The sequence below is a fragment of the Gordonia sp. w5E2 genome, from assembly GCF_036540975.1.
Lineage (GTDB): Bacteria > Actinomycetota > Actinomycetes > Mycobacteriales > Mycobacteriaceae > Gordonia > Gordonia jacobaea.
On the sequence record NZ_CP144213.1, the window covers coordinates 4772979 to 4794692 of the forward strand.

The 21714-nt window shown below is 64.4% G+C and carries 18 protein-coding genes; 7 read left to right on the top strand and 11 right to left on the bottom strand.

Translation table 11 applies throughout. The features are described from left to right. Positions 1-7: 7 nt before the first annotated feature. On the bottom strand, positions 8-1294 hold the full coding sequence (locus tag RND64_RS21610) for an alpha-hydroxy-acid oxidizing protein (RefSeq protein ID WP_049699408.1): 1287 nt from the start codon (positions 1292-1294) through the stop codon (positions 8-10). Positions 1295-1419: 125 nt separating this feature from the next. Here RND64_RS21610 and RND64_RS21615 point away from each other — a divergent pair, with 125 nt between their 5' ends. Beyond that, positions 1420-3660, top strand: a complete 2241-nt coding sequence (locus RND64_RS21615) for an MMPL family transporter (RefSeq protein ID WP_049699407.1) — start codon at positions 1420-1422, stop codon at positions 3658-3660. A 104-nt stretch (positions 3661-3764) separates the two neighbouring features. Here RND64_RS21615 and RND64_RS21620 read toward each other — a convergent pair whose 3' ends face one another. Then, entirely contained in the window at positions 3765-4274 is a 510-nt protein-coding gene (locus RND64_RS21620; protein WP_049699406.1) for a hypothetical protein, read from the bottom strand. Positions 4275-4397: 123 nt separating this feature from the next. Between RND64_RS21620 and RND64_RS21625 the strand changes: the two genes are divergently transcribed. Beyond that, positions 4398-5540: a sensor histidine kinase gene (locus RND64_RS21625; protein WP_235434374.1), complete on the top strand. Its 1143-nt coding sequence runs from the start codon at positions 4398-4400 to the stop codon at positions 5538-5540. Positions 5541-5576: 36 nt separating this feature from the next. Beyond that, a complete protein-coding gene (locus RND64_RS21630; RefSeq protein ID WP_049699404.1) occupies positions 5577-6224 on the top strand; it encodes a response regulator in 648 nt (215 codons plus the stop codon). 483 nt (positions 6225-6707) lie between these two features. Here RND64_RS21630 and RND64_RS21635 read toward each other — a convergent pair whose 3' ends face one another. After that, positions 6708-7328: a LysE/ArgO family amino acid transporter gene (locus RND64_RS21635; protein ID WP_049699403.1), complete on the bottom strand. Its 621-nt coding sequence runs from the start codon at positions 7326-7328 to the stop codon at positions 6708-6710. A gap of 70 nt (positions 7329-7398) precedes the next feature. Between RND64_RS21635 and RND64_RS21640 the strand changes: the two genes are divergently transcribed. Then, positions 7399-8340 (top strand): LysR family transcriptional regulator ArgP, encoded by a 942-nt coding sequence (locus RND64_RS21640; RefSeq protein ID WP_049699402.1) that lies wholly within the window; start codon positions 7399-7401, stop codon positions 8338-8340. Here the strand turns inward: RND64_RS21640 and RND64_RS21645 are convergent. The 6 genes from RND64_RS21645 to ku form a co-directional block, all read right to left on the bottom strand. Next, the gene (locus RND64_RS21645) at positions 8329-8817 is read right to left on the bottom strand and encodes a cupin domain-containing protein (protein WP_049699492.1); all 489 of its coding nucleotides are present in this window, start codon (positions 8815-8817) and stop codon (positions 8329-8331) included. The two genes, RND64_RS21640 and RND64_RS21645, sit on opposite strands and share 12 nt — an antisense overlap. A 35-nt stretch (positions 8818-8852) precedes the next feature. Then, positions 8853-9224 (bottom strand): DUF4267 domain-containing protein, encoded by a 372-nt coding sequence (locus RND64_RS21650; protein WP_049699491.1) that lies wholly within the window; start codon positions 9222-9224, stop codon positions 8853-8855. A 119-nt stretch (positions 9225-9343) separates the two neighbouring features. Beyond that, the gene (locus RND64_RS21655) at positions 9344-10090 is read right to left on the bottom strand and encodes an SGNH/GDSL hydrolase family protein (RefSeq protein ID WP_235434373.1); all 747 of its coding nucleotides are present in this window, start codon (positions 10088-10090) and stop codon (positions 9344-9346) included. Between the two features lie 23 nt (positions 10091-10113). After that, positions 10114-11415, bottom strand: coding sequence for an MFS transporter (locus RND64_RS21660; protein WP_049699400.1), 1302 nt, complete (start codon positions 11413-11415; stop codon positions 10114-10116). 29 nt (positions 11416-11444) lie between these two features. After that, entirely contained in the window at positions 11445-12917 is a 1473-nt protein-coding gene (locus RND64_RS21665; RefSeq protein WP_049699399.1) for a flavin-containing monooxygenase, read from the bottom strand. Next, positions 12914-13882 carry a non-homologous end joining protein Ku gene (gene ku, locus RND64_RS21670; protein ID WP_442903959.1) on the bottom strand — a complete coding sequence of 323 codons (969 nt, stop codon included), beginning with the start codon at positions 13880-13882 and terminating at the stop codon, positions 12914-12916. The genes RND64_RS21665 and ku overlap by 4 nt, the downstream gene beginning before the upstream one ends. 91 nt (positions 13883-13973) lie before the next feature. Here ku and RND64_RS21675 point away from each other — a divergent pair, with 91 nt between their 5' ends. The 3 genes from RND64_RS21675 to RND64_RS21685 all read left to right on the top strand — a co-directional run bounded on the left by RND64_RS21675 (position 13974) and on the right by RND64_RS21685 (position 18222). Continuing rightward, a complete protein-coding gene (locus RND64_RS21675) occupies positions 13974-16454 on the top strand; it encodes an ATP-dependent DNA ligase (protein WP_049699397.1) in 2481 nt (826 codons plus the stop codon). A gap of 75 nt (positions 16455-16529) precedes the next feature. Beyond that, complete coding sequence (locus tag RND64_RS21680) at positions 16530-17309, top strand: dienelactone hydrolase family protein (RefSeq protein ID WP_049699396.1); 780 nt, start codon at positions 16530-16532, stop codon at positions 17307-17309. Positions 17310-17481: 172 nt separating this feature from the next. Beyond that, the gene (locus RND64_RS21685; protein ID WP_049699395.1) at positions 17482-18222 is read left to right on the top strand and encodes a metallophosphoesterase; all 741 of its coding nucleotides are present in this window, start codon (positions 17482-17484) and stop codon (positions 18220-18222) included. Here the strand turns inward: RND64_RS21685 and RND64_RS21690 are convergent. Continuing rightward, on the bottom strand, positions 18194-20518 hold the full coding sequence (locus RND64_RS21690; protein ID WP_200903259.1) for a SulP family inorganic anion transporter: 2325 nt from the start codon (positions 20516-20518) through the stop codon (positions 18194-18196). The genes RND64_RS21685 and RND64_RS21690 overlap by 29 nt on opposite strands. 124 nt (positions 20519-20642) lie before the next feature. Beyond that, positions 20643-21671: a YdcF family protein gene (locus RND64_RS21695; RefSeq protein ID WP_049699394.1), complete on the bottom strand. Its 1029-nt coding sequence runs from the start codon at positions 21669-21671 to the stop codon at positions 20643-20645. Positions 21672-21714: the final 43 nt, after the last annotated feature.

A 21714-nucleotide genomic window follows, 5' to 3' on the forward strand; every position in this document is an offset into this window, starting at 1 on the left:
CCAGCCCTCACACGAGCGTCGCCAACGCCTCCGGCGTGAGTTCGTCGACGTTCGTGTGACCGGCGAGACCAAATGTCAGGTCGAGTTCGGCGATGATGTTCGCAACGGCATCGCGAGCACCGTCTGCACCTGCGAGGGCGAGCCCGTACATGTGCGGACGCCCGATACATACCGCGTCGGCGCCGAGCGCGAGCACCTTGAAAACGTCTGCGCCGGAATAGATCCCCGAGTCGGCGAGCACCTTGATCCGCCCATCGACGACAGGCGCTATCGCGGCGAGAGCGTCGACAGAACTGATGGCGCCGTCGATCTGACGGCCACCATGGTTGGAGACGATGATGCCGTCGACACCCGAGTCGACGGCACGCCGCGCGTCGTCGGGGTGCAGTACGCCCTTGAGAACGACCGGCAGCGCCGTGCGCTCGCGCAGACTCTCGATCTCCGTCCAACTCAACGACGGTCGCGAGTAGATGTCGAGGAAGGTCTGCACCCCCACGCGCGGCTCGGGACGAATGATGTTGCGCAGCAGCGATCCCGGGGTGTTCTTCGCAATGCTGAACAGGGTGCGCAACGCACCGAGCGAGATCTCGGGACGTTCCGAACTCCCCTGGGCCGCACGCTCGGAGACGATCTCGGTGAACCGCGGGTCCGAGGTGTACTGCGCGATGCCTTCCCCGCGCGCGAACGGTAACGACCCGATGTTGAGGTCACGTGGTCGCCAACCGAGCATCGTCGTATCAAGAGTTACGGCGACTGCCGACGCTCCGACGCCTTCGGCACGCTGCAGCAGACTGTCGACGAGGTCGTCGTCGGTCGACCAGTAGAGCTGAAACCATCGCGGCGCGCCGGGCCGTACGAGGTCCATCTCCGCGGCGACGTCCTCCATCCGAACCCCGCCCTGGTTGGAGAATATGTACGGAAGTCCCAGTTCTGCTGCGGCGTGACCGATCATCCTGTCGGCCCCGCGCGCGACGAGATCTCCTGCTCCGACAGGTGCGAACAGGATCGGTGCGGGTAGCCGGTCGCCGAACAGCTCGATTTCCAGCGTCCGCTCGGAGACGTCGCGCAACACCCGCGGCACGATGGCGCGTCGATCAAGTGCCCTGCGGTTTGCGGCCATCGTTCGACCCCCGCCTGCCCCGCCGGCGATGTACGCCCAGGCCCGATCGGACATCTCCGCTCGCGCTCGGCGTTCGAGTTCATCGAAATCGGTCGGTACGACGGGTGTACGACCGTGTACTCCCGCTTGGTAGATGTCGTTCTGGCGGGCACGCCCGAAGAGTGGTGACGGCATACTCCACAGCGTATGACCCGCCTCACACCGCGTTATCGGCGGCCATGACCGTAGTCACAGACAGCATCCGGGGTCGACTCTCGTTACTCTGGCGTGCGACCAGTCGGGGATATCAAAGGGTTCAGATGGCTATCTGGTTGTACAACCTCGGGCGTTCGGCATTCCGCCACAAGTGGATCGTGATCAGCGCGTGGATCGTCGTATTGATCGTTCTCGGTGCTCTCGTCGGCGTACTCAAACCGACCTTCGCCACCAATTTCGAGCTGCCCGGCACCGACTCCGATCGCGCGATGTCGGTGATGAAGCAGGACTTCCCAGCGGCAAACGATCAGCAGTTGAATTCGTCGACCAGCATTCTCGTCGAAGCCGACGACGGTCTCGAGAACCACATGGGCCAGATCGACGCACTCGTCGCCAAGGCTCGAACGCTACCCAAGGTCATCGAGCCACAGACCGTCGTCAATCCGGTGACGGCTGCCAAGGCCAATCCCGCCATCGCCCCGAAGGTTCTCGGCGACAACGGCAAGGTCGGGCTGATCCAGATCAGGCAGGACATCCGGGCCAACGAACTGACCCACGACGACATGGCGCAGTTCGAGGATCTGCTCGCCGAGTTCCGCGGCAACGGGTTACAGGTCGAGGGCACCGGCTCGCTGATGCAGGTCTTTCAGCAGGGCGGAGTGTCTGAGCTGCTGGGCTTCGTGATCGCGTTCATCGTCATGATCATCGCGTTCGCGTCCATCGTGGCCGCCTTCATCCCGATCGTCACCGGCATCTTCGGTGTCGGCATCACCATGCTGCTCGTCACGTTGAGCGCCAAGATCTTCGACGTCCAGCAGAGTGCCACCACGATCATCACGATGCTCGGGATCGCGGTCTCCATCGACTACGCGCTGTTCATCGTGTCGAGGTATCGATCCGAGCTGAATCTCGGCGGGTCGCGTGAGGCCGCTGCGGGCAGAGCGGTGGGAACCGCCGGCTCCGCAGTGGTGTTCGCTGGTCTGACCGTCGTGATCGCCGTGTGTGCGCTGAGCGTCGTCGGCATCCCCTTCATCACGCAGATGGGTATCTCGGCGGGCCTGGCCGTCGTGGTCGCGGTGCTCGGCGCCATCACGTTGATCCCCGCACTGCTCGGCGCGTTCGGCAGGTTTGCCTTCAGCCCCCGCATTCCCGGCCTGCGTCACGGCGACGAACCGGATTCGAAACCGTCCAACGGTCTACGCGTCGCCCGCTTCATCACCCGGTTCCCGCTGCCCGTCGCACTCGTCGGTCTCGTGCTGCTCGGCATCGCCGCGATCCCGATGTCGAGCATGCAACTCGGCATGGACTCGACCGGCGACAAGGAGTACGCGGCAACCAAGCTCCTCGAACGCGGCTTCGGCGAAGGCGTGAACGGGCCGCTACTCGTCGTCGTCAGTGACGCGTCGAACGGAGACATCGCTCCCGCAGCCAATGCGGTTGTCGCTCAGGTGAAGACACTGCCGAACGTCGCCAACCCCGAGCAGATCGTCTGGGTCGGCAACGGCCAGAACCAGCAGAACCCCCAGCAGGGTGCGACGGCCGCGCTGATCTCGGTCACTCCGGCGAAGTCTCCCTCGGGCCCGGAGACGCACACGCTGATGGATCAGATACGTGACTACGGGTCGTCGAACCCCGGTGGCGCGACAGTCAATGTCGGCGGCCAGACGGCCATCATGTCGGATATCTCGAGCAAGCTCAGCAGCGCGCTGCTGCCGTTCCTCATCGTGGTGGTCGGGCTTGCCTTCATCATCCTGACCATCGTGTTCCGGTCGCTGCTCGTGCCGCTGACGGCAACCATCGGTTTCTTGTTCTCGGTATGCGCGACGTTCGGTGCGACGGTGTGGATCTTCCAGGAGGGCCACCTCGGACTGATCGAACACACCAAGCCGATCATCTCGTTCCTGCCGATCTTCCTGATCGGCGTGGTGTTTGGACTCGCGATGGACTACCAGGTCTTCCTCGTGACACGAATGCGCGAGGAGTACGTGCACGGGTTGTCGGCGAAGGATTCGGTGATCGTAGGCTACCAGCACGGAGCGCGTGTGGTCGCCTCTGCTGCGGTCATCATGATCTCCGTGTTCTCGGCCTTCATGCTCGCGCCCGACACGATCGCGAAGATGATGGGCTTCGCACTGGCCGCCGCGGTCTTCTTCGACGCCTTCATCATCCGCATGGCCGTCGTGCCCGCCGTGATCACGATGATGGGCGACTGGGCGTGGAAGATTCCCCGCTGGCTCAACCGCATCCTGCCCAACGTCGACATCGAGGGCACCGAGATCCGCAAGATCCCGATCGACGACGAACCCGCCGAGACGCGCGAAGCCGTCTCGGCGGGCCAGAGCTGACGTCCGCTGGTCGAGCGTCCCCCGCTGGTCGAGCGTCCCCCGCTGGTCGAGCTGCACCCGCTGGTCGAGCTTGTCGAGACCACCCCAGGTCGAGCTGCACCCGCTCACCGCGTCATCGCGCTGTGTGTCCGGTGATGCTCGGCGACCTTGCCGCTGGTGACCGCGGCCTGCGCGCCGAGGCTGATCGCGAGGTAGATCATGATGCTCGCACCGTCGAGTCCGCCCATCCCGTGCTGTATGCCGTCGCCGAAGAAGGCGGGCACCACCAGGCTGATGGCGACATGTGCCGCGATCGCGACGACCCACAGCACGATGGTCAGCGCACCTCCCTTGCGGACCATCACGCCTGCCGGATTGCGGTAGACCTGCATGCTGTGCGCTCGCGGCACCGCCAGAATCGCCGCGACGACGAAGCCGACGAGGACCGCGACCGTCGCGCCGACAGTGACATGGTGTCCGCCGCCGAGATACTGCGCAGTTTCGAAGACGCCGATGATCCCGATGATCAACGGCAGCTTGAACAAGTTGTCCTTGAGTGGTTGTTCCCGCGTCTGGCGGTACAGGATGAAGACGACGACCAGGGCGGTGATGACTGCTGTGCTTGCAATGTTCATGCTTTGAGCATCGGCTCGCGGAGCAGGCGAAACATCAACCCGAGGGTGGAACCCGGGTGGAGATCGGGTGGATCGTGCTACTCCTACACCCCTGATCTCCGACGTCGACATTACGGTTGCCATGTGACAACGAGTCAAGATCCGGTGGCGACGGACCGTCTGCTGATCCGCGGGATCGTCGCGGTCTCGGTGCTGGTCTCAGCGTTCGCCGACACCGGCAAGCAGCCGATCTGGGCGACCGCCATCGGCTGGATAGCCACCTGTGTCCTGGTGGTGTTGCTATTGCGTTCGGTGCTGCGCGACAAGAATGCGCGGAGCTGGAGCACTCAGGCCTCGGCCCTTCACGCCATCGCCACGGTGGCGGCGTCGGTTGTCGCAGCGTTCGCATTTCACGGTGGCGCGACGGTCTGGCTTCCCTATATCGGCGTTGCCGCGGCGGCGATGTCGCAAACGACGGTCCTCGTGTCGGCGCTCATCGCATCGCCATCGCTGACCGCGCTGGGAATACTGATGTGGTGGCAGACCCACAACGCCTGGGCTGTCTGTATCAATGTCGCCAGTGCGGCAGCGGTTTTCGCCTTCATGCAGTTGCGGCGCCGTCAACGCGAAGCCGCAGAGCTTGCCGCAACCCAACGCGAGATCATTGCCGCCGAACGCTCCCGGGCGGCCTTGGCCGAGCAGCAACGCCAGATCTCCGCACAACTCCACGACGTTCTCGCGCATACACTCTCGGGCCTCATCATCACACTGCAGGGCGCCACTCTGCAGGCTGAGCGCGAGTCCGTGTCTGCGGAACTGACCGAAAAGCTGCGCACCGCAACCGCGTTGGCGCGTGATGGCCTCAGTGAGGCAAAGACTGCCGTCGAATCACTGCGCGACAGCGCAACGCGAGAGTCGGTGCCACTCGACCACTGGCTACCGAAGGCCTTGGCGCAGTTGAGGACCGGCGCGGGACTCGACGTCGAAGTGTCCGGCGATGTCGAGGTTGTGCCAGCGATCTGGCACGACGACGTGCGCGCGGTGCTCATGGAGGGGCTCACCAACTCGATGCGTCATGCCGCCGGCGCACCCATACGTATCGAGTTCACACCGCAACTCGTTCGGGTGCGCTCGGTCGGCGACCCGTCGACCTTCGTCGACCGCGGTCACACCAGCGGCGGCAACGGTCTGACCGGATTGACCGAACGCATCTCTGCGGCAGGCGGATCGCTGGAATACGGTACGACCGCACAGGGTTTCGATCTGACGGTCCGGTTTGGTTCATGACGGTACAGGTGGGTTCGTGACAGTACGGGTGGGTTCATGACGGTACGGGTGGTGATCGCCGACGATCAGACGGTCGTGCGCGAAGGGTTGCGCTCGATGCTCGGATTGTTCGACTCTCTCGACGTGGTCGGCGTCGCGTCGTCGGCCGAAGATGCTCTCGTGTTGGTGGCCGAGCAGACTCCCGACGTGCTTCTCACGGACCTTCGAATGCCGGGAATCGGTGGGATCGAAGGGATTCGACGACTCGCCGCGTCCGGGGCCCCGACCCGCGCGGTGGCATTGACCACCTACGACGACGACGCGACGATCGTCGAGGCACTCGACGCCGGTGCCGTCGGCTTCTTGAACAAGGACGCCGACCCCACGGCGATCGAGTCAGCGCTCCTCTCGGCGGCCGCCGGCCGCTCACTGCTCGACGAAAAGGCCATGCGCGCCTTGCTGTCTCGGACATCGGCGACGCCAGACCAGAGCAATCCACGCGCGCTCAACCCCGACGGCCTCACCGAACGCGAGTCGGAGGTCATCACGCTGATCGCGCAGGGGCTGTCGAATCAACAGATCGCCCGAACACTCGTCCTGGGGGTGAGCACCGTCAAGACGCACATCAACCACATACTCGCCAAGACGGGATGCCGCGACCGCGCGGCCGTCGTGGCCTACGCCTACCGCCTCGGGCTGGCCTGAGCCCGGCCGACATCCCCTGGTCCAGCTGCACTCTCCGATCGAGCTGCACCCGCTGGTCGAGCTGAACCCGCTGGTCGAGCTTGTCGAGACCACCCGCCGGTCGAGCTGCACCCGCTGGTCGAGCCTGTCGAGACCACCACAAGTGATTTCGACTCGGCAGCTCGCTCCGCTCGCGGCCAGCTCAATCAGCGGAAAGGGCGTCCCCCCGCCAATCGAGCTGCACCCGCTGGTCGAGCTATACCCGCTGGTCGAGCCTGTCGAGACCACCACAAGTGATTTCGACTCGGCAGCTCGCTCCGCTCACGGCCAGCTCAATCAGCGGAAACGGCCCACCCGCCGGCCGAGCTATACCCGCTGGTCGAGCCTGTCGAGACCACCCCAAGTGATTTCGACTCGGCAGCTCGCTCCGCTCGCGGCCGGCTCAATCAGCGGGAAGGGGCCACGCTCGCTCGCGGCCGGCTCAATCAGCGGAAAGAGACCACATCACGCCGAGAACAGCAGCGCAGCGCCCATGCCAACCATGATCACGGCCACGATGCCGTCGAGGATCTTCCACGCCCGGGGTTTGGCAAACAGCGGGGCGAGCCTGCTCCCGCCGCGGCCGATCAACGTGAACCACAGCACGCTCGCCGCGCACGCGCCGATCGCGAACGCCCACTTCGCATTTCCGTGACTGTTGGCGATCGCCCCCATCGTGAGCACCGTATCGAGATACACGTGCGGATTGAGCCACGTCAGCGCGAGCGCCGACCCGATCGCCACCCAGCGCGACGCGGTGCGCACCTCGTCGGCGTTGGCCGTGATGGCCTCGCTCGACCGAAGACACCGCCGCGCAGCCAGCAGACCCAAGACAACGACGTACGCCCCACCCGCGACCTTCGCGACGGTGACCACGGAAGGATGCGCCGACACCAACGCGCCGAGTCCCGCGACCCCCGCGACGATCAGGACCACGTCGGAGAGCGCACACACCGCGATCACCGGATTCACATGCACTCGGCGCACACCCTGCTGCAGCACGAAGATGTTCTGCGGCCCGATGGCCACGATCAAGCCCGCTCCGGTAAGCAGACCCATCATGGCTGCGAGGAGATATGTCGTCATGACACGAACGTAAGAGCACGTCACCGACAAGTACAGCGAATGTTTCTGTCGAAACATTAGACTCTCTTATGTGGATCTCGGATCGGACGCACTACGCACGCTGTCAGCGGTACTCGACGCAGGCACGTTCGACGCCGCGGCCGAGCAACTGCACATCACACCGTCGGCGGTGAGTCAACGCATCAAGGCGCTCGAGGTCTCCGTCGGACGCATCCTGGTCCGTCGCACCAAGCCGATCACCGCGACGCGCGACGGCGAGGTGCTCGCACGGATGGCCAAACAGTGGAATCTGCTCGCCCTCGAGGCTCAGCTCGAACTGACCGGCGACCTCGACGACGCCGTGACCGCCCCACTCACCGACCGCCCGCGCGTCCATCTCCCGATTGCCGCCAACGCCGACTCGCTCGCGACCTGGCTCCTCCCCACACTCGCGCGCTTCCACCGCGAGAACCCAGTTGCCGTCGAAGTGATCCGCGACGACGAAGCAGTCAACAGCTCGCGCTTGGTGACCGGCGAGGTGATGGGCGCCATCACCTCCGATCCCCTGCCCATCCGGGGGACCACACTGCGACCGCTGGGCATCATGCGCTATCTACCCGTCGCCACTGGGCAGTTCCTCGACACCTGGATGCCCAACGGCGTCGACGACGAATCCCTCGCCAAGGCCCCGATGGTGCAGTTCGATCGCAACGACGAGCTGCAACGCAGAGTGCTCCGAATGATGTCGGGACAGCGACTCGATCCGCCCGCCGTCTACATCCCTGCCTCCACCGAGTACCACCGTGCCATCGAAGCCGGAATGGGTTGGGGCGCAGTCCCTCTGGCGCAGATCGCCGATGCTCTCGACAGCGGCCGGGTGGTCACCTTCACCGACCTCCACGTCGACGTGCCGCTCTACTGGCAGTACTGGAAGCTCGGGTCGTCGTTGCTGCGCACTCTCACCGACCTCGTCGTCGACGGCGCTCGTCGCCATCTCATCGCGCCGCCGGACACCGACTCCTCAACCGCGTGAGCTCTGGCGGTCACTCCACCACTCGGGCGCGTCGACGAAATGGTTGTCGTACGGTTCCTGCGCAGCCACCAACTCCTCGAATGTGGCCTCGCCCGCCTGGATTCGCGAAAGCAGTCGGAAGTACTCGAATCGTTCGACGCCGGGCGTGAGGACGATCAGGACGCGTGCCGCAGCGTCGGGCACCGCACCGAAGGCATGCGGCATGAGTCGCGGAATCGACACTGCCGCACCAGCTTCGACTGTCACGATCTCATTACCGGCCATCAGGCGCAGGCCACCCTCGATGACGTAGAACATCTCGGACGACTGTCGGTGAAAGTGAGGCGCGGCGCCGTCGACACCCGCGTCGAGGCGAACTTCGAGTGAGCTCAGCGCGCCTGCGGTGTCGGATGCGTCGAACAGCAGGTGCATCGACGCGCGCTCGTTGCCGACGACATCGTCACTGGCGCTGCGGAATACGGGTGCAGTAGTGGTCATCGTGGTCTCCATTGCTTTGTTGATTGATTGTCGGATCAGAGAAAGAGCAGAACTGCGGCGACGATCAGTGCAAGTGCGGTCGCGCCGTGGATGCCGTAGGCGGCTGCTTTGCTGCCCCGATTGGTCAGCACGATCACCATGTCCCCCAACGGGATCAGGGCAAGCACTAGGACCAGAACACCGAGGTAGTCGAGTGCGACGAAGGTGAAGACGATGACGAGTAGTCCGGTCACGACGTCGCGAATGCCCTTCACCTGCCACCAGCCCCGTGCGTCCGGAGCCGGAGGCGTCGGTAGTCCGAAACCGGCCGCATTCTTCTCGTTCCTCGCCAGGTAAGCGCAGCCGACTGCAATGATCATCAGCGCGCCGGCCCAACTGAGGATGAGTCCGATCGAGGTCGCGAGCATCGCGATTCCTTCCAAGAGGATTTCTTCTATCGTTGTTAACTTCCAACGAACCAAACTCTATCAGTGATAGATCGAAGGTGCGGGGGATTCGCTCAAAAAGAAGCGACGCTGCCTGTCGGTCAGCGACGCGCCGGAGAATCTCCATCAGTAGTGCTCAACGCGGCGTCGATCTGCTCGGCGTAGATCGCGTGGAACGCTGCGGAGGGATGGAATCCGTCGGCGGCGAACAATCCGTCGCCGGACGGCTCGAAGCGCATGATTCTGCGGACTCGCCCGGATCCGGCGACCACGTCGTCTGCGATCGCGTCGAACTGCGCGGCACGCATGCCCAGCGTCTGGGCCAGCGCACCCGGCAGCGCCGGGCACATCTGCAGCATCGGCACCGGCAGCAGCACGATCTCGGCCCGCTCCGCCGCCGCGCACACGGCGTTGAGCAAAGCAGTAAGCTCGTCACGCCACCGACGGGCCGTGTGCATGTTCTTCGCGTCGTTGGCCCCGACGGACACGACCACGACGTCGGCCTGTGCAAGCACGGCGTCGTCGATCAGTGTCATCACCTGCGCAGCGGTGAAACCAGTTCGTGCGGCAACAACCCACTGCACCGAGCGGCACTCTCTGGTGGCGAGCCGTGTCGCGACTCCGCCGGCGAGGGTGTCGAGGTGGTTGTCGACCCCGACGCCGCCCGCGAGGCTGTCGCCGAGGACCACGAGGCGCAGACAATTCGGATCCGACGCGTCGCCGACGGTCCCGAAGTCGCCCTCGGCCTGCGGTAATCGCACGACGCTCCGCTTGGCGCGCAGCCCCTGCCACGCGATCACCGGGGTACGCCAGGTGGCGGCGGCAGCCAGGGTCACAATCTCGCGCATGGCATCCATTGTCGCAATCCCACTCAGGACTCGCTCGGGGCCGTCACCACCACGGCGTCGTCCAACGGATGCTCGATCTCGTCGCGCCAGAGTCGCGCCGCGACGTAGAAGGCGATCGCCGCTGGAACAGGCAGGATGCCGCCGATCACGAACACCGCGGTGAGCCCGATGGCGTTGCTCAACGGTGCGGCGATCGCCATCGACACCGGCATCAGAATGACGGAGACGAAGAAGTCGAGACTCGCGATCCGACCCAACAGCTCAGGCGGCACCCGCCGCTGCAGCAATGTTCCCCACAGCACCGACGGGGCGTCGAATCCGAATCCCAGCAATGCACCGGCGACGATGAACAGCCAGGTGTGCTCGGCGACGCCCATGACAACAAGCGACAGGCTCGACAGACCCCAGATGACGAACATGACGGTGAGGTATCGCCGAGGCATCCTGATCGACGCGAAGTACGCCGAACCGATCGCCGCTCCCGCCCCGTAAGCGGCGAGGACGAGCGCATGGTCTCCCGCGCCACCGTCTACGCGTTCGCGCAGCGCGAAGGGAACGAGCACCTCGATCGGACCCATCGTTGCCAACACAAGCAGCGTCGCGAAGAACAACGTGGCCCATAACCACGGAGTCCGCAGGACGTATCCGAAGCCCTCGACCAGATCGGTGACCGCCGATCGTGCCGGGTTGCCCCGCAACGCTTCTCGACGCTGAGGTAGCGGCTTCATCGTGAGATAGCACGCGCCCGAACAGATACTCGCGACCGCGGCAACCACGACCGCCGGTCCCGGCGCGGCAACCGACACGATCAATCCAGCAACCATCGGGCCGATCGCCTGAAAGACGACGGGCCGGGAGAACCCTTCGATTCCGTTGGCGGCCTGCAACTCCGATGCCGAGACGATCCGCGGGAGCAGCGCCGAGTAGGCCGGGTAGTACATACCGGTGGTGACTCCACCGAGCAACGCGGCGATCACCACCATCGGCAGGGTGAGCACCCCGAAGATCGACAGCACTCCGACGAGTCCGAACACACCCATCTTGACCACTTCGAGCGCCACGATGATCGATCGTTGCGAGACCCGGTCGGCGAGCACTCCGCCCGCGAGCGTCGAGACGATCATGCCCACCGCCGACACACCAGACGCCCACGCGACCTGCGTCGGGCCACCCCCGAGCTCGATGATCTGCCATACCAGTGCGATGGCCCAGACGCCGTCGGAGAACAACGCCAAGATGAGGCCGGCCACGAGCCGACGGAACTGCGCGCCGGCCAATGGCCGTAGAGCGCGCGGCAGCCGGGACTCGCTGGCGGTGATGGTCACCTCCCGAGGATGCCCGTCAGCGCACCCGTTCAGCCAGCGCTTTTTGCCGCCGACTCGCCGACGGTGTGGAACTCCATCGCTTCGGTGACCTCGTAGCGACGCGAATCGATGGCATCGAGTACCAGGTTGTGCCGGACCTGCCACGGCGCTTGATCCGACGACTTGGGGAGAGCGACGGCACCGCGTCGGACATAGCCCGCATCCAGTGCGAACAGCATGTGCTCCGGCAGCGTCGCCGACCCGACGGTCGGCGCCGCAGACGTGTATCCGTGCGCCCGCATGTACGCGATCAGATCACCGACCGCCTTACTGGTCAGATCGACGCGCAATGTCCATGACGCGTTGGTGTAGCCAATGGACCACGCCAGATTCGGTACGTCGTTGAGCATGTACCCGCGATAGGCGAACTTCTCGTGCGGTTTGAATTCGACGCCGTCGATCGACAGCTGCGCTCCGCCGAAGGCGAGCAGCTCGAGTCCGGTCGCGGTCACGATGATGTCGGCGGGCAACTCCTCGCCCGACACCAGCTTGATCCCGCCGGGCGTGAACCGGTCGATCTGGTCGGTGACCACATCGGCATGGTCGGAGCCGAGAGCCTTGTAGAAGTCGGCGTCGGGGATGATGCACAATCGCTCATCCCACGGGTTGTACCGCGGGCGGAAGTGCGTGTCGACGTCGTATCCCTTGGGGAGGTTGCGGATCGCGATCTGACGCAGCAGCTTTCGCGACGTACGCGGAAACCGCCGCGCGAACAGGTAGATCGACAACGTGACAAGTGCGTTGCGGTACCGGATCACGTCGTGTGCCCACTGCCTCGGCAACAGTCGCTGAATCCACGGCGTCGTCGGCTCCTGCCAGCCGACGGGGAACAGGTACGTCGGCGAACGCTGCAGCATCGTCACATGACCGGCGCGGTCGGCCATACTCGGGATGAGGGTGACAGCCGTTGCGCCACTGCCGATCACGACGACGTTCTTGCCCGCGTAGTCGAGATCCTCGGGCCAGAACTGCGGATGCACGATGGTTCCGGAGAAGTCCTCGGCGCCCGCGAAATCGGGGGTGTAGGCCTCGTCGTATCGGTAGTAGCCGGTACACAGATAGAGGAATCGTGTTGTGTACGTGCGGGTTTCGCCGCTCGCGTTGGTCGTGACAGTCCAGGTGTCGGACGCGGTGTCGAAGTCGGCCGCGGTGACCGTGACGCCGAAGTCGATCTGGTCGTAGATCCCGGTGTCGCGGGCGGTGTCTTCGAGATAGTCACGAATCTCGGCACCCGACGCCATGGTCTTGGTTCCGCGCCACGGCCGGAACGGAAAACTGAGTGTGAAGATGTCGGAGTCCGACCGCACTCCCGGGTAGCGGAACAGATCCCACGTGCCACCGATACGTTCACGCTGTTCGACGATCCGATACCGCAAGCCCGGATTTCGCTCCGTCACACGGTAGGCGGCGTCGATCCCCGCCAACCCTGCTCCCACGATGAGCAAATCCAGTACGTCGCTCAACTTGCCGCTCGCTTTCGGGTCGTCTTCTTGGCTGCTGTGGACTTCTCGGCCGTTGCCTTGTCGGCTGTTGCCTTCTTGGCTGCAGTTTTCTTGGCGGCAGCCTTCTTTGCCGGCGCCTTCTTCGCCGCGGCCTTCTTTGCGGGCGGCTTGTCGGCAGCATCGGATGAACCGCCGCTCGCGTCTCCCTTGTCCTTCACCGAAGCACGCAGTGCGGCAAGAAGATCCGCGACGTCGGAGTCCTCGTCGGCGGCTTCTTCCTTCTCATCGCTCTCCGGAAATGCCTCGCCGCCTTCGGCTTTCGCCTCGATCAGCTTCGACAGTTCGTCCTGGTAGGTGTCGGAGAACTCGTCCGGGTCGTAGTCGGTGGCCATCGAGTCGATCAACGACGACGCCATCTTCAATTCCTGGTCGCGGATCTGCACGTCGTCGCCGAGGAAGTCGAAGTCGGGCTTGCGCACCTCGTCGGGCCACAGCAGCGTCTGCAGGGTCATCACGCCAGGTTCGATGACCCTCAGCGCCGCCATGCGCGTGCGGTTGCGCAGGGTGAACGACGCGATCGCCAACCGGTCGGTCTCCTGCAACGCCTTCGCCAGCAGCACGTAAGCCTTCGGAGACTTCGACGACGGCTCGAGATAGTAAGGCTTGTCGAAGTAGATCGGGTCGACCTGGTCGACGGGTACGAACTCGACGATCGAAATCTCCGGACTCTTCTGCACCGGCAGACTCGCAAGGTCGTCCTTCGTCAGGATCACCGACTCGCCACTGTCGGTTTCGTACGCGTTGGCGATGTCGGAGTAGTCGACCTCGGTATCGGTTCCCTCCCGCACCCTGCGATAACGGATGCGGGCGCCGTCGGACGAATCGACCTGATACGACTTGCGGTCGTGACTCTCCGTCGCCGAATACACCTTGACGGGCACGTTGACCAGGCCAAAGCTCAGATCGCCCTTCCAGATCGAGCGCATGGGCACCATTGTGCCATCGGTCACGTCGCAAAGTGGCCGCGTACCGACACCGGATATGGGCACGCGACCAGATTCTGGGCACAATGAACTCATGGCGCCCTCCCAGAGCCTGGAGATCGACGGTCACACGATCGCTCTCACCAACTTGGGCAAGGTGCTGTATCCCGCGACCGGCACGCGCAAGGTCGACGTCGTCGACTACTACACCCGCATCGCCGACGTCATGCTTCCGCATCTGCGCGGCAGGCTGATCACCCGCAAACGCTGGCCCAATGGCGTCGAGTCGACGCCCTTCTTCGAGAAAGATCTACCTAGCGGGGTTCCGGAGTGGATTCCCCGCCACGCCGTCGCACACAGCGGGCGCACCATCACCTACGCGATGGCAGATTCTGCAGCCGTTCTCGTATGGCTGGCACAGATGGCCGCGCTCGAACTCCACACGCCCCAGTGGCTCGTCCCGCCGCCCGGCGTGCAGGCCGATCCGGAGAAGTCCGGTCCCAAGGGACTCGGCGAGATCCGCGCGAATCGACTCGTCCTCGACCTCGACCCGGGCCCCGACGTGTCACTCGACGAATGCGCGCAGGTGGCCCTCATGATGCACGAGATGCTCGACGGCGCGGGCCTTGCGTCGTATCCGGTGACCAGCGGCGGCAAGGGAATTCACGTCTACGCGCGTTTCGACCGACCCGTTGCGCCGGATTCCGCACGCACTGTTGCACGTGAGATCGCCTCGACGCTCGCGGCGGCACATCCGAAGACGATCACCGCCACGATGTCGAAATCCGAACGCGCCGGCCGTGTCTTCATCGATTGGAGCCAGAACAGCGCGTCGAAGACGACGCTGGCGCCGTACTCCATGCGCGGACGCGAAGAACCCTGGGTCGCCGCACCGCGGACGTGGGACGAACTCGCCGGTCCGGGACTGACACAGTTGCACTTCGGCGAGGTGCTCGAGCGCGCCGCCGACGGCGATCTGCTCGACGGCCTCGACGACCCCTACTCACCAGACACCGACGACGCGACGACAACCACCAGCGGCTCCGCGGACTCCGCAGACGACTCCGAGGAGCAAGTCGAGGACGCCGGCGCGCGCCCGGTCGTCGACCTGAGCACCTACCGTGCCAAGCGCGATGCGTCGAAAACCCCGGAACCCTTCGGCGACGAAGCGCATCGTCGACGCCGCGCCCAGTCGTCCGACAGCGACGACGAGAGCGACCCCGAGGACTCCGACGACACGGTGAGCGCGGCGTCGGCGGGACCGATCTTCGTGATCCAGGAACATCACGCTCGCCGCCTGCACTACGACTTCCGGCTCGAGCGCGACGGAGTGCTCGTCTCCTGGGCCGTGCCGAAGAACCTGCCGACCGATTCGGGTCAGAACCGGCTGGCCGTACACACCGAGGATCACCCTCTCGACTACGCCGACTTCTCCGGCGACATCCCCGGCGGGGAGTACGGCGCCGGGCACGTGGAGATCTGGGATCGCGGCACATACGAGACCGAGAAGTGGCGCGACTCGGAGGTCATCGTCCGCCTTCACGGCGAGCGAATCCAGGGCCGCTACGCGCTCATCAAGACCGGCGACAAGAACTGGCTCGCGCACCTGATGAGCGACGAGCCGCGGCCCATCCTCCCCGACAGCCTCACACACCCGCGCCCGATGCTGGCCACCGACGAACCTGTCGAACGTCTCGACGGCAGGGACTGGGCGTTCGAGGGCAAGTGGGATGGGTATCGAATTCTGTTGCGCTCCATCGATGGAGACTTCCGCCTCACCTCGCGATCGGGAATCGACATGACCGACGACTTTCCCGAATTGCGCTCGGCGGCAGACGAACTCGGCCTCATCGACGTCGTCCTCGACGGTGAGGTCGTTGCCGTGGACTCCGCCGGGCATACCAACTTCACCCTGCTTGCCTCACGCAGCAATACCGCGGAGGCGTACTCGCTCAAGCTGTACCTCTTCGACATCCTCTATCTCAACGGCACATCGCTCTTGCGTAAGCCGTGGTCGGAGCGTCGACAACTCCTGGAGGCTCTCGCGCCGGCATTCAAAGAGTCTGCGTACGTGGAGATTCCGCCGCTTCTACCCGCTCCCGGCTCGGCTGCTGTGCGTCATAGTCGCGACCACGGACTCGAGGGCGTCATCGCCAAACGCAGGACGTCGACATATCAACAGGGACGACGAAGTAGCCAGTGGCGCAAGCAGAAGAACTGGAGCGACATCGAGGTCGTCATCGGCGGTTACCGACTCGGTCGCGGCAATCGCGAGGGTGCCATCGGGTCACTGCTGGTCGGGCTACCAGAAGAGACCGGGCTGCGCTACGTCGGCAGAGTGGGCACCGGATTCACCGAGGCGTCGTTGAAAAGCCTTGCAGAAGAACTCAAGCCACTGGAGATCTCACGAAGTCCGTTCCTGGAGAAGCTCGACCGCCCCGTCGCGTCCACCGCGACCTGGGTGCTACCGAAGATCGTCGGCGAGGTCAGGTTCATGGATTGGACCAGCACCGGCCACCTCCGCCACCCGAGCTGGCGCGGAATCCGCCGCGACAAGCTTCCGGGCGACCTCTGACAAAACCTTCTGACAAACACCCTCTGACAAACACCGGATAACAGGCCCACCCGCACCAGCGACAGGACACCGAAGATGAGCATCACCCACGACACCGTCGGGAAGTACATCACCGTCGCGGCCGCCGACGGCGACGCGGAGGCATACCTCGTCCGACCCGCCGGTGAAAACCCGGAAAGCGATTACCCCGGCGTGCTTTTCATCATCGACGCCATCGGGTTGCGCCCACAGACCCGCCGCATGGCCGACCGCATCGCGTCGTGGGGCTACGTCGTGCTGGTTCCGAATGTCTTCTACCGCTGGGGCACCGCGGAGGAAACATCGCCGGAGGACGAGCTCCTCGACGCCGACGCACGCAAAGAGTTCTTCAGCGTGGCCATGCCGCGCGTGCATGCTCTGACCGACGATCTCGCCGAACCCGACCTCTCCGCATATATCGACGCCTTGAATGCCACACCCGGCGTCTCGAAAGGCCCGATCGGCGTGACGGGGTACTGCGCGGGCGGCAGACTTGCCCTGCTGGCCGCGGCGACCCGGCCCGACGACGTCGCAGCTCTCGGCATGTTCCACACGGGCGGGTTGGTCACACAGTCGTCAGGCAGTCCGCATCTGCGCCTCGCCGACGTCGACGCCCAGGTGCTCGCCGTGCACGCCGACCGCGACCGTTCGCTTCCCTCCGAAGCGATCGCCCAGTTCGAGCACGCTCTCATAACCGCGGGCGTCACTCACTCCGCGACCGTGTATCCGGGCGCAGAACACGGCTACACGATGGCCGACACCGCGTCGTACAACCACGACGCCTCCGAGTACCACTTCGCCGAGCTTCGGAAGTTGTTCGCACATACGCTGCACTGAATGGCAACGCTGCCCTGAATGCGAACTTTGCACCGAATGCCACGTTGCACACGATCGCCGTCATCGGTCATAGGGGCGCCATAAGTGAGTCTCTCGCCACGCCCACCGACCTCGCTTCGCGATCGGGAACTCCGTTGGCTATGTTCAGTGGTGTCCAACCCCGGGAGAGCCTGTGTTCGTTGTCGCGCACATCAGCGACCTGCATTTCAACGGCACCCGATTCAATCGCGCCCGAATCGAATCGACGTTGAGCTATATCAACGCGCGCGCGGACGGCATCAATGTCCTCCTGATCACCGGTGACGTAGCCGACGAAGGCAGCCCGAGCGAGTACCGCGAGGCATCGCTCGTCATCGACAGCCCGCTGCCCATCCTCATCACCGAGGGCAACCACGACGAGCGCGTTGCGTTCAACGCAGGCATTCTGCGGGCCGAATCATCTGCGCCGATCAACTCGTCGAGCCTCGTCGACGGCGTCTTGTTCGTCGTGGTCGACAGTTCCATCCCGGGCCGCAACGACGGCTACATCGACGACGACACGCTCGCGTGGATGTCTGCGGAGATCGCCGCGCACGGACCCGACACCCCGGTGTTCGTCGCATTCCACCATCCGCCGGTCACGCTGGAGATGCCGTTCATGGACAGCATCCGCCAGACCGGCGAGGAGCGCATCGCAGCCCTCGTCGACACGCATCCCAACATCGTCGCGTTCCTGTGCGGACACGCGCACACGCCCGCGGTCACCCGATTCGCCGACCGCCCGCTTTGCGTCGCACCCGGCGTCTCGTCGACGCTGAACCTGCCCTTCGAGGGCCACGACATCGTGAACCGCGGCCAGCCGCCCGGCATCGCCTTTCATGTCCTCGACGACGCCGGACGGCTGATCACACACTTTCGCTCGGTGATGTTCTAGCGCCTTCGCGGTCCAGCAAGCCACTCACGTGATGGCCGACGCCTGCGAGGTGGATACCGGTCTGGGTGACCTCGTAGACCTGTGCGGTACGAATATCGAAGTAGAGTCCGATGATTCGCAGGCGCGCCTCGGCCGCTGCCCGCCCGACGAGGTGATGGCGACTCAGAATCTCCACCTGCTTGGCGACATTCACCACCGCGAGTTGGTCCACATCGTTGAAACCCATTCTGGCGGCCGACCTTCCAGCGGGATGCCCGAGTTGCAGTGCTGTCCTACTCGGTTCGGCCTGGGCCAGCCACGAGCGGATCGGCGAACTCGACGCCGCATCCGAGGACGATTCGCGGCCACGACTCTGGTCGAGCACCGCTCGCATCGCACCACACGATGAGTGTCCGCAGACCACCACGGCGGTTACGCCGACCTCGTTGATCGCGAAATCCAGTGCGGCCTCGATGGATTCGGCGCCGCCGTTGGGCCCTCCGACGATATTGCCGACGTTGCGCACCGTGAACAGGTCGCCAGGACCGCTCGAGGTGATGATATTCGGCATGATGCGCGAGTCGGCACAGGTGAGGAAGAAGGCGTCCGGCTGCTGGTAGTCGACAACATCCTGCAGGTGGCCACGCAGCACGTCAGCGTGTTCGCGGTGATAGTCGGTGACGCCCGCCATGATCGACCGCAGCGATGCCGGGACGTCGGCAACAGCCTTGTCGTCGACCGGGATCCGTTGGCTGCGCCAGGGGGTAAGACCGACGATGCCGCCGGTGTGTCGACGGGGCGGAGCGAGCGGTGCATGCTCGATTCGAGCCCGACCGCGCTCGACGATCGTGACCTCGTTGCCCGTGGCCTCGCGCGCACGCACCCAGTCGGAGATCATCTCCGACGCCGCGTGGTCGAGGAAGTCGACGTCGAATTCCAATGTGACCGGGACGTCGTCGGGAACCTTGCTCAGAGTGCTGTTGAATCGCGGCATTGACAGGAAGCTCAGCGATCCCCGTACCGCGATCAGCCACTCGTCCGATTCGCCGGTCGCCACCGGTCCCGAGTTGATCTCGACTCGGATGACCCGCCAGAGGACCAGTGCCACAGCGAGGGCAAGGCCGATTGCCACACCCTCGAGAAGATTCAGGAAGACGACGCTGACAACGGTCACGCCGTACACCCACAGGTCACCGGTGCGCAGAGCGGTTTTCATGTGCGCCAACTTCACCAGTTGCATGCCGATCACCACGAGGAGCCCGGCGAGCGCCGCCAGCGGGATCTGCTCGACCAGTGCCGTCAGGAACACCGCGAAGACGAAGACCCACACACCGTGCAGAACCGCCGACCACCGAGTACGCGCTCCGGCAGCAACATTCGCGGTGCTCCGCACGATCACGCCGGTGACCGGAAGCCCGCCCAGGAGTCCGGACGTCATGTTCGCGCTGCCCTGCCCGATGAGTTCGCGATTGAATCTGCTGCGCGGACCGTCGTGCATCTTGTCGACGGCAACGGCAGAAAGCAGGGATTCGACACTGGCGATCAGTGCGACGGTGAGCACGCCTAGAACGAATCCACCCCAATTGCCATGGGGCAGTTCAGGCAGCGAGATTGCGTCGAAGAAGTTGCCGTCGAGACGTACCCGCTCGACGTCGAGGTTGAGCACAGCTGCCAACACGGTCGCTAGCGCGATCGCCGCGAGCGGTCCCGGAATCTTGCGTGCACGTGCGGGAAGATACTTCCAGCCAACCATCACCACGATGACGATCACTCCGATCGTGGCGTCTGCCCAGCTTATGTCGCCGATCCGCTCGGGCAGCTCGCTGATGTTGGCAAGTGCAGAACTCTGCGATTTACCGCCGAGCAGTACGTGGATCTGTTGCAGCGCAATGGTGATTCCGATTCCGGCGAGCATCGCGTGCACCACCACCGGCGCAATGCCGAGCGCGGCGGTCGCGATCCGGCTGACACCGAACAGAATCTGCAGGATTCCCGCACCAACGGTGATCGCACACGTCACCTTCCAACCGAAGTTGGCGACGAGTTCTGCCACCACCACTGTCAGTCCCGCCGCAGGCCCCGACACCTGAAGCGGGCTACCTCCGATCGCTCCCGCCACCACACCACCGACCACCGCCGCGATCAGCCCCGCCATGACGGGCGCACCGGAGGCTACTGCGATGCCGAGCGAAAGTGGCAGTGCCACAAGGAAAACAACCAGCGATGCCGGTACGTCATATTTCAGAACACCACGCCATCGGTCGCGCGATTGTTGGGCCGTGCCTATCCGTCGAGAATCTGTCGGGGTAGTTGCCATGAAACGAACGTACAGATGCAGAGTTAATTAGAGATGCCCTGAGGCATAAAATTCTTGTGAGACTTACACAGCCCGATTTTGATTGTGATTCAGTTCACGCCATCATCGAAAGTCGTTGCGCTGTTCAACTTTTCGATCCGGTCTGCAATAGCTGATCGAGAATCTTGCCGCCGATTTCGGGAATCAGGCCTGGTCCGGTGTCCGGAAGATCATTCGGCAGACCAGGCATATTCGGGATCGATAATTCTGAATTCTTAGTGGTGGGAATTCTTGCGGCGCGGGTCGCTTCGAGGCGAATGCCTTTCTGCTGATCTTTCGTCAAAGGTTTGAGATACTTCGCCATATCGGTCGGCGTAGTGACAGATCCGCTCACCTTCAGTCCCACTGCAGCGAAGTCGGCCGCGGCTCGCCGAATGTGATTCGGTGAGGTGACCAGCACGATGTCGGCAATCCCCCGCGCACCGAGAATTGCGGCCGTGTTCTGTGCGTTCGACACCGTGGACACCGACTTGTCCTCCGTCGTCACCCGCGACGCGTCGACGCCATTGGCGACGAGCCACTTCTTCATCGCCGACGCCTCGGTGATGCCCTTCTTCGGCACGCCACCGGTGACGACGATCGGGAGCGACGGCGCGGCGTCGGCTTGGGCTTTGCCCGCCGTCAGCCGCTTCACCAGTTCGGGTGCCATCGTGCCGTCGGCGCCGAGCCCGTAGCCGAGTATCACAATCGCCGGCTGCCCCGACGCGGGCGCGGGCGAGGTGGACGGGACGATCGCGGCGGCAGCAGAGACGCCGGCAGTGATGTTGCGGACGCTCGTCGCGAGCGTCGGATTGATCATCGAGAGTCGGCTCAGTGCCGCCTTCCCGGTGGCGGCATCGTCGACCTGATCGGACCATACCGACTGCAGCGCAAGTGATTCGGCGTCTGCGGGTGCGACGATCAGCGACTGTTTGAGCGACTCGAGTCCGCCAGCCACGTCACCGGCCGCGAACTTCTGCTGGGCGGAGTTGTAGAGCGACGCCGGATCGATGGCGGTCACGGTCGGTTGCACCTGCGCGTGGTGCACCACCGGCAACGAACCCACCACACCGCCGACCGCTGCCGCAGCGACGACCGCGACGACGCCGCGTCGAATCCGTTTCACTCTGGCCACATGAGTCACTCGTGTAACTCTAGGTTGACTTGTCCAGTACTGG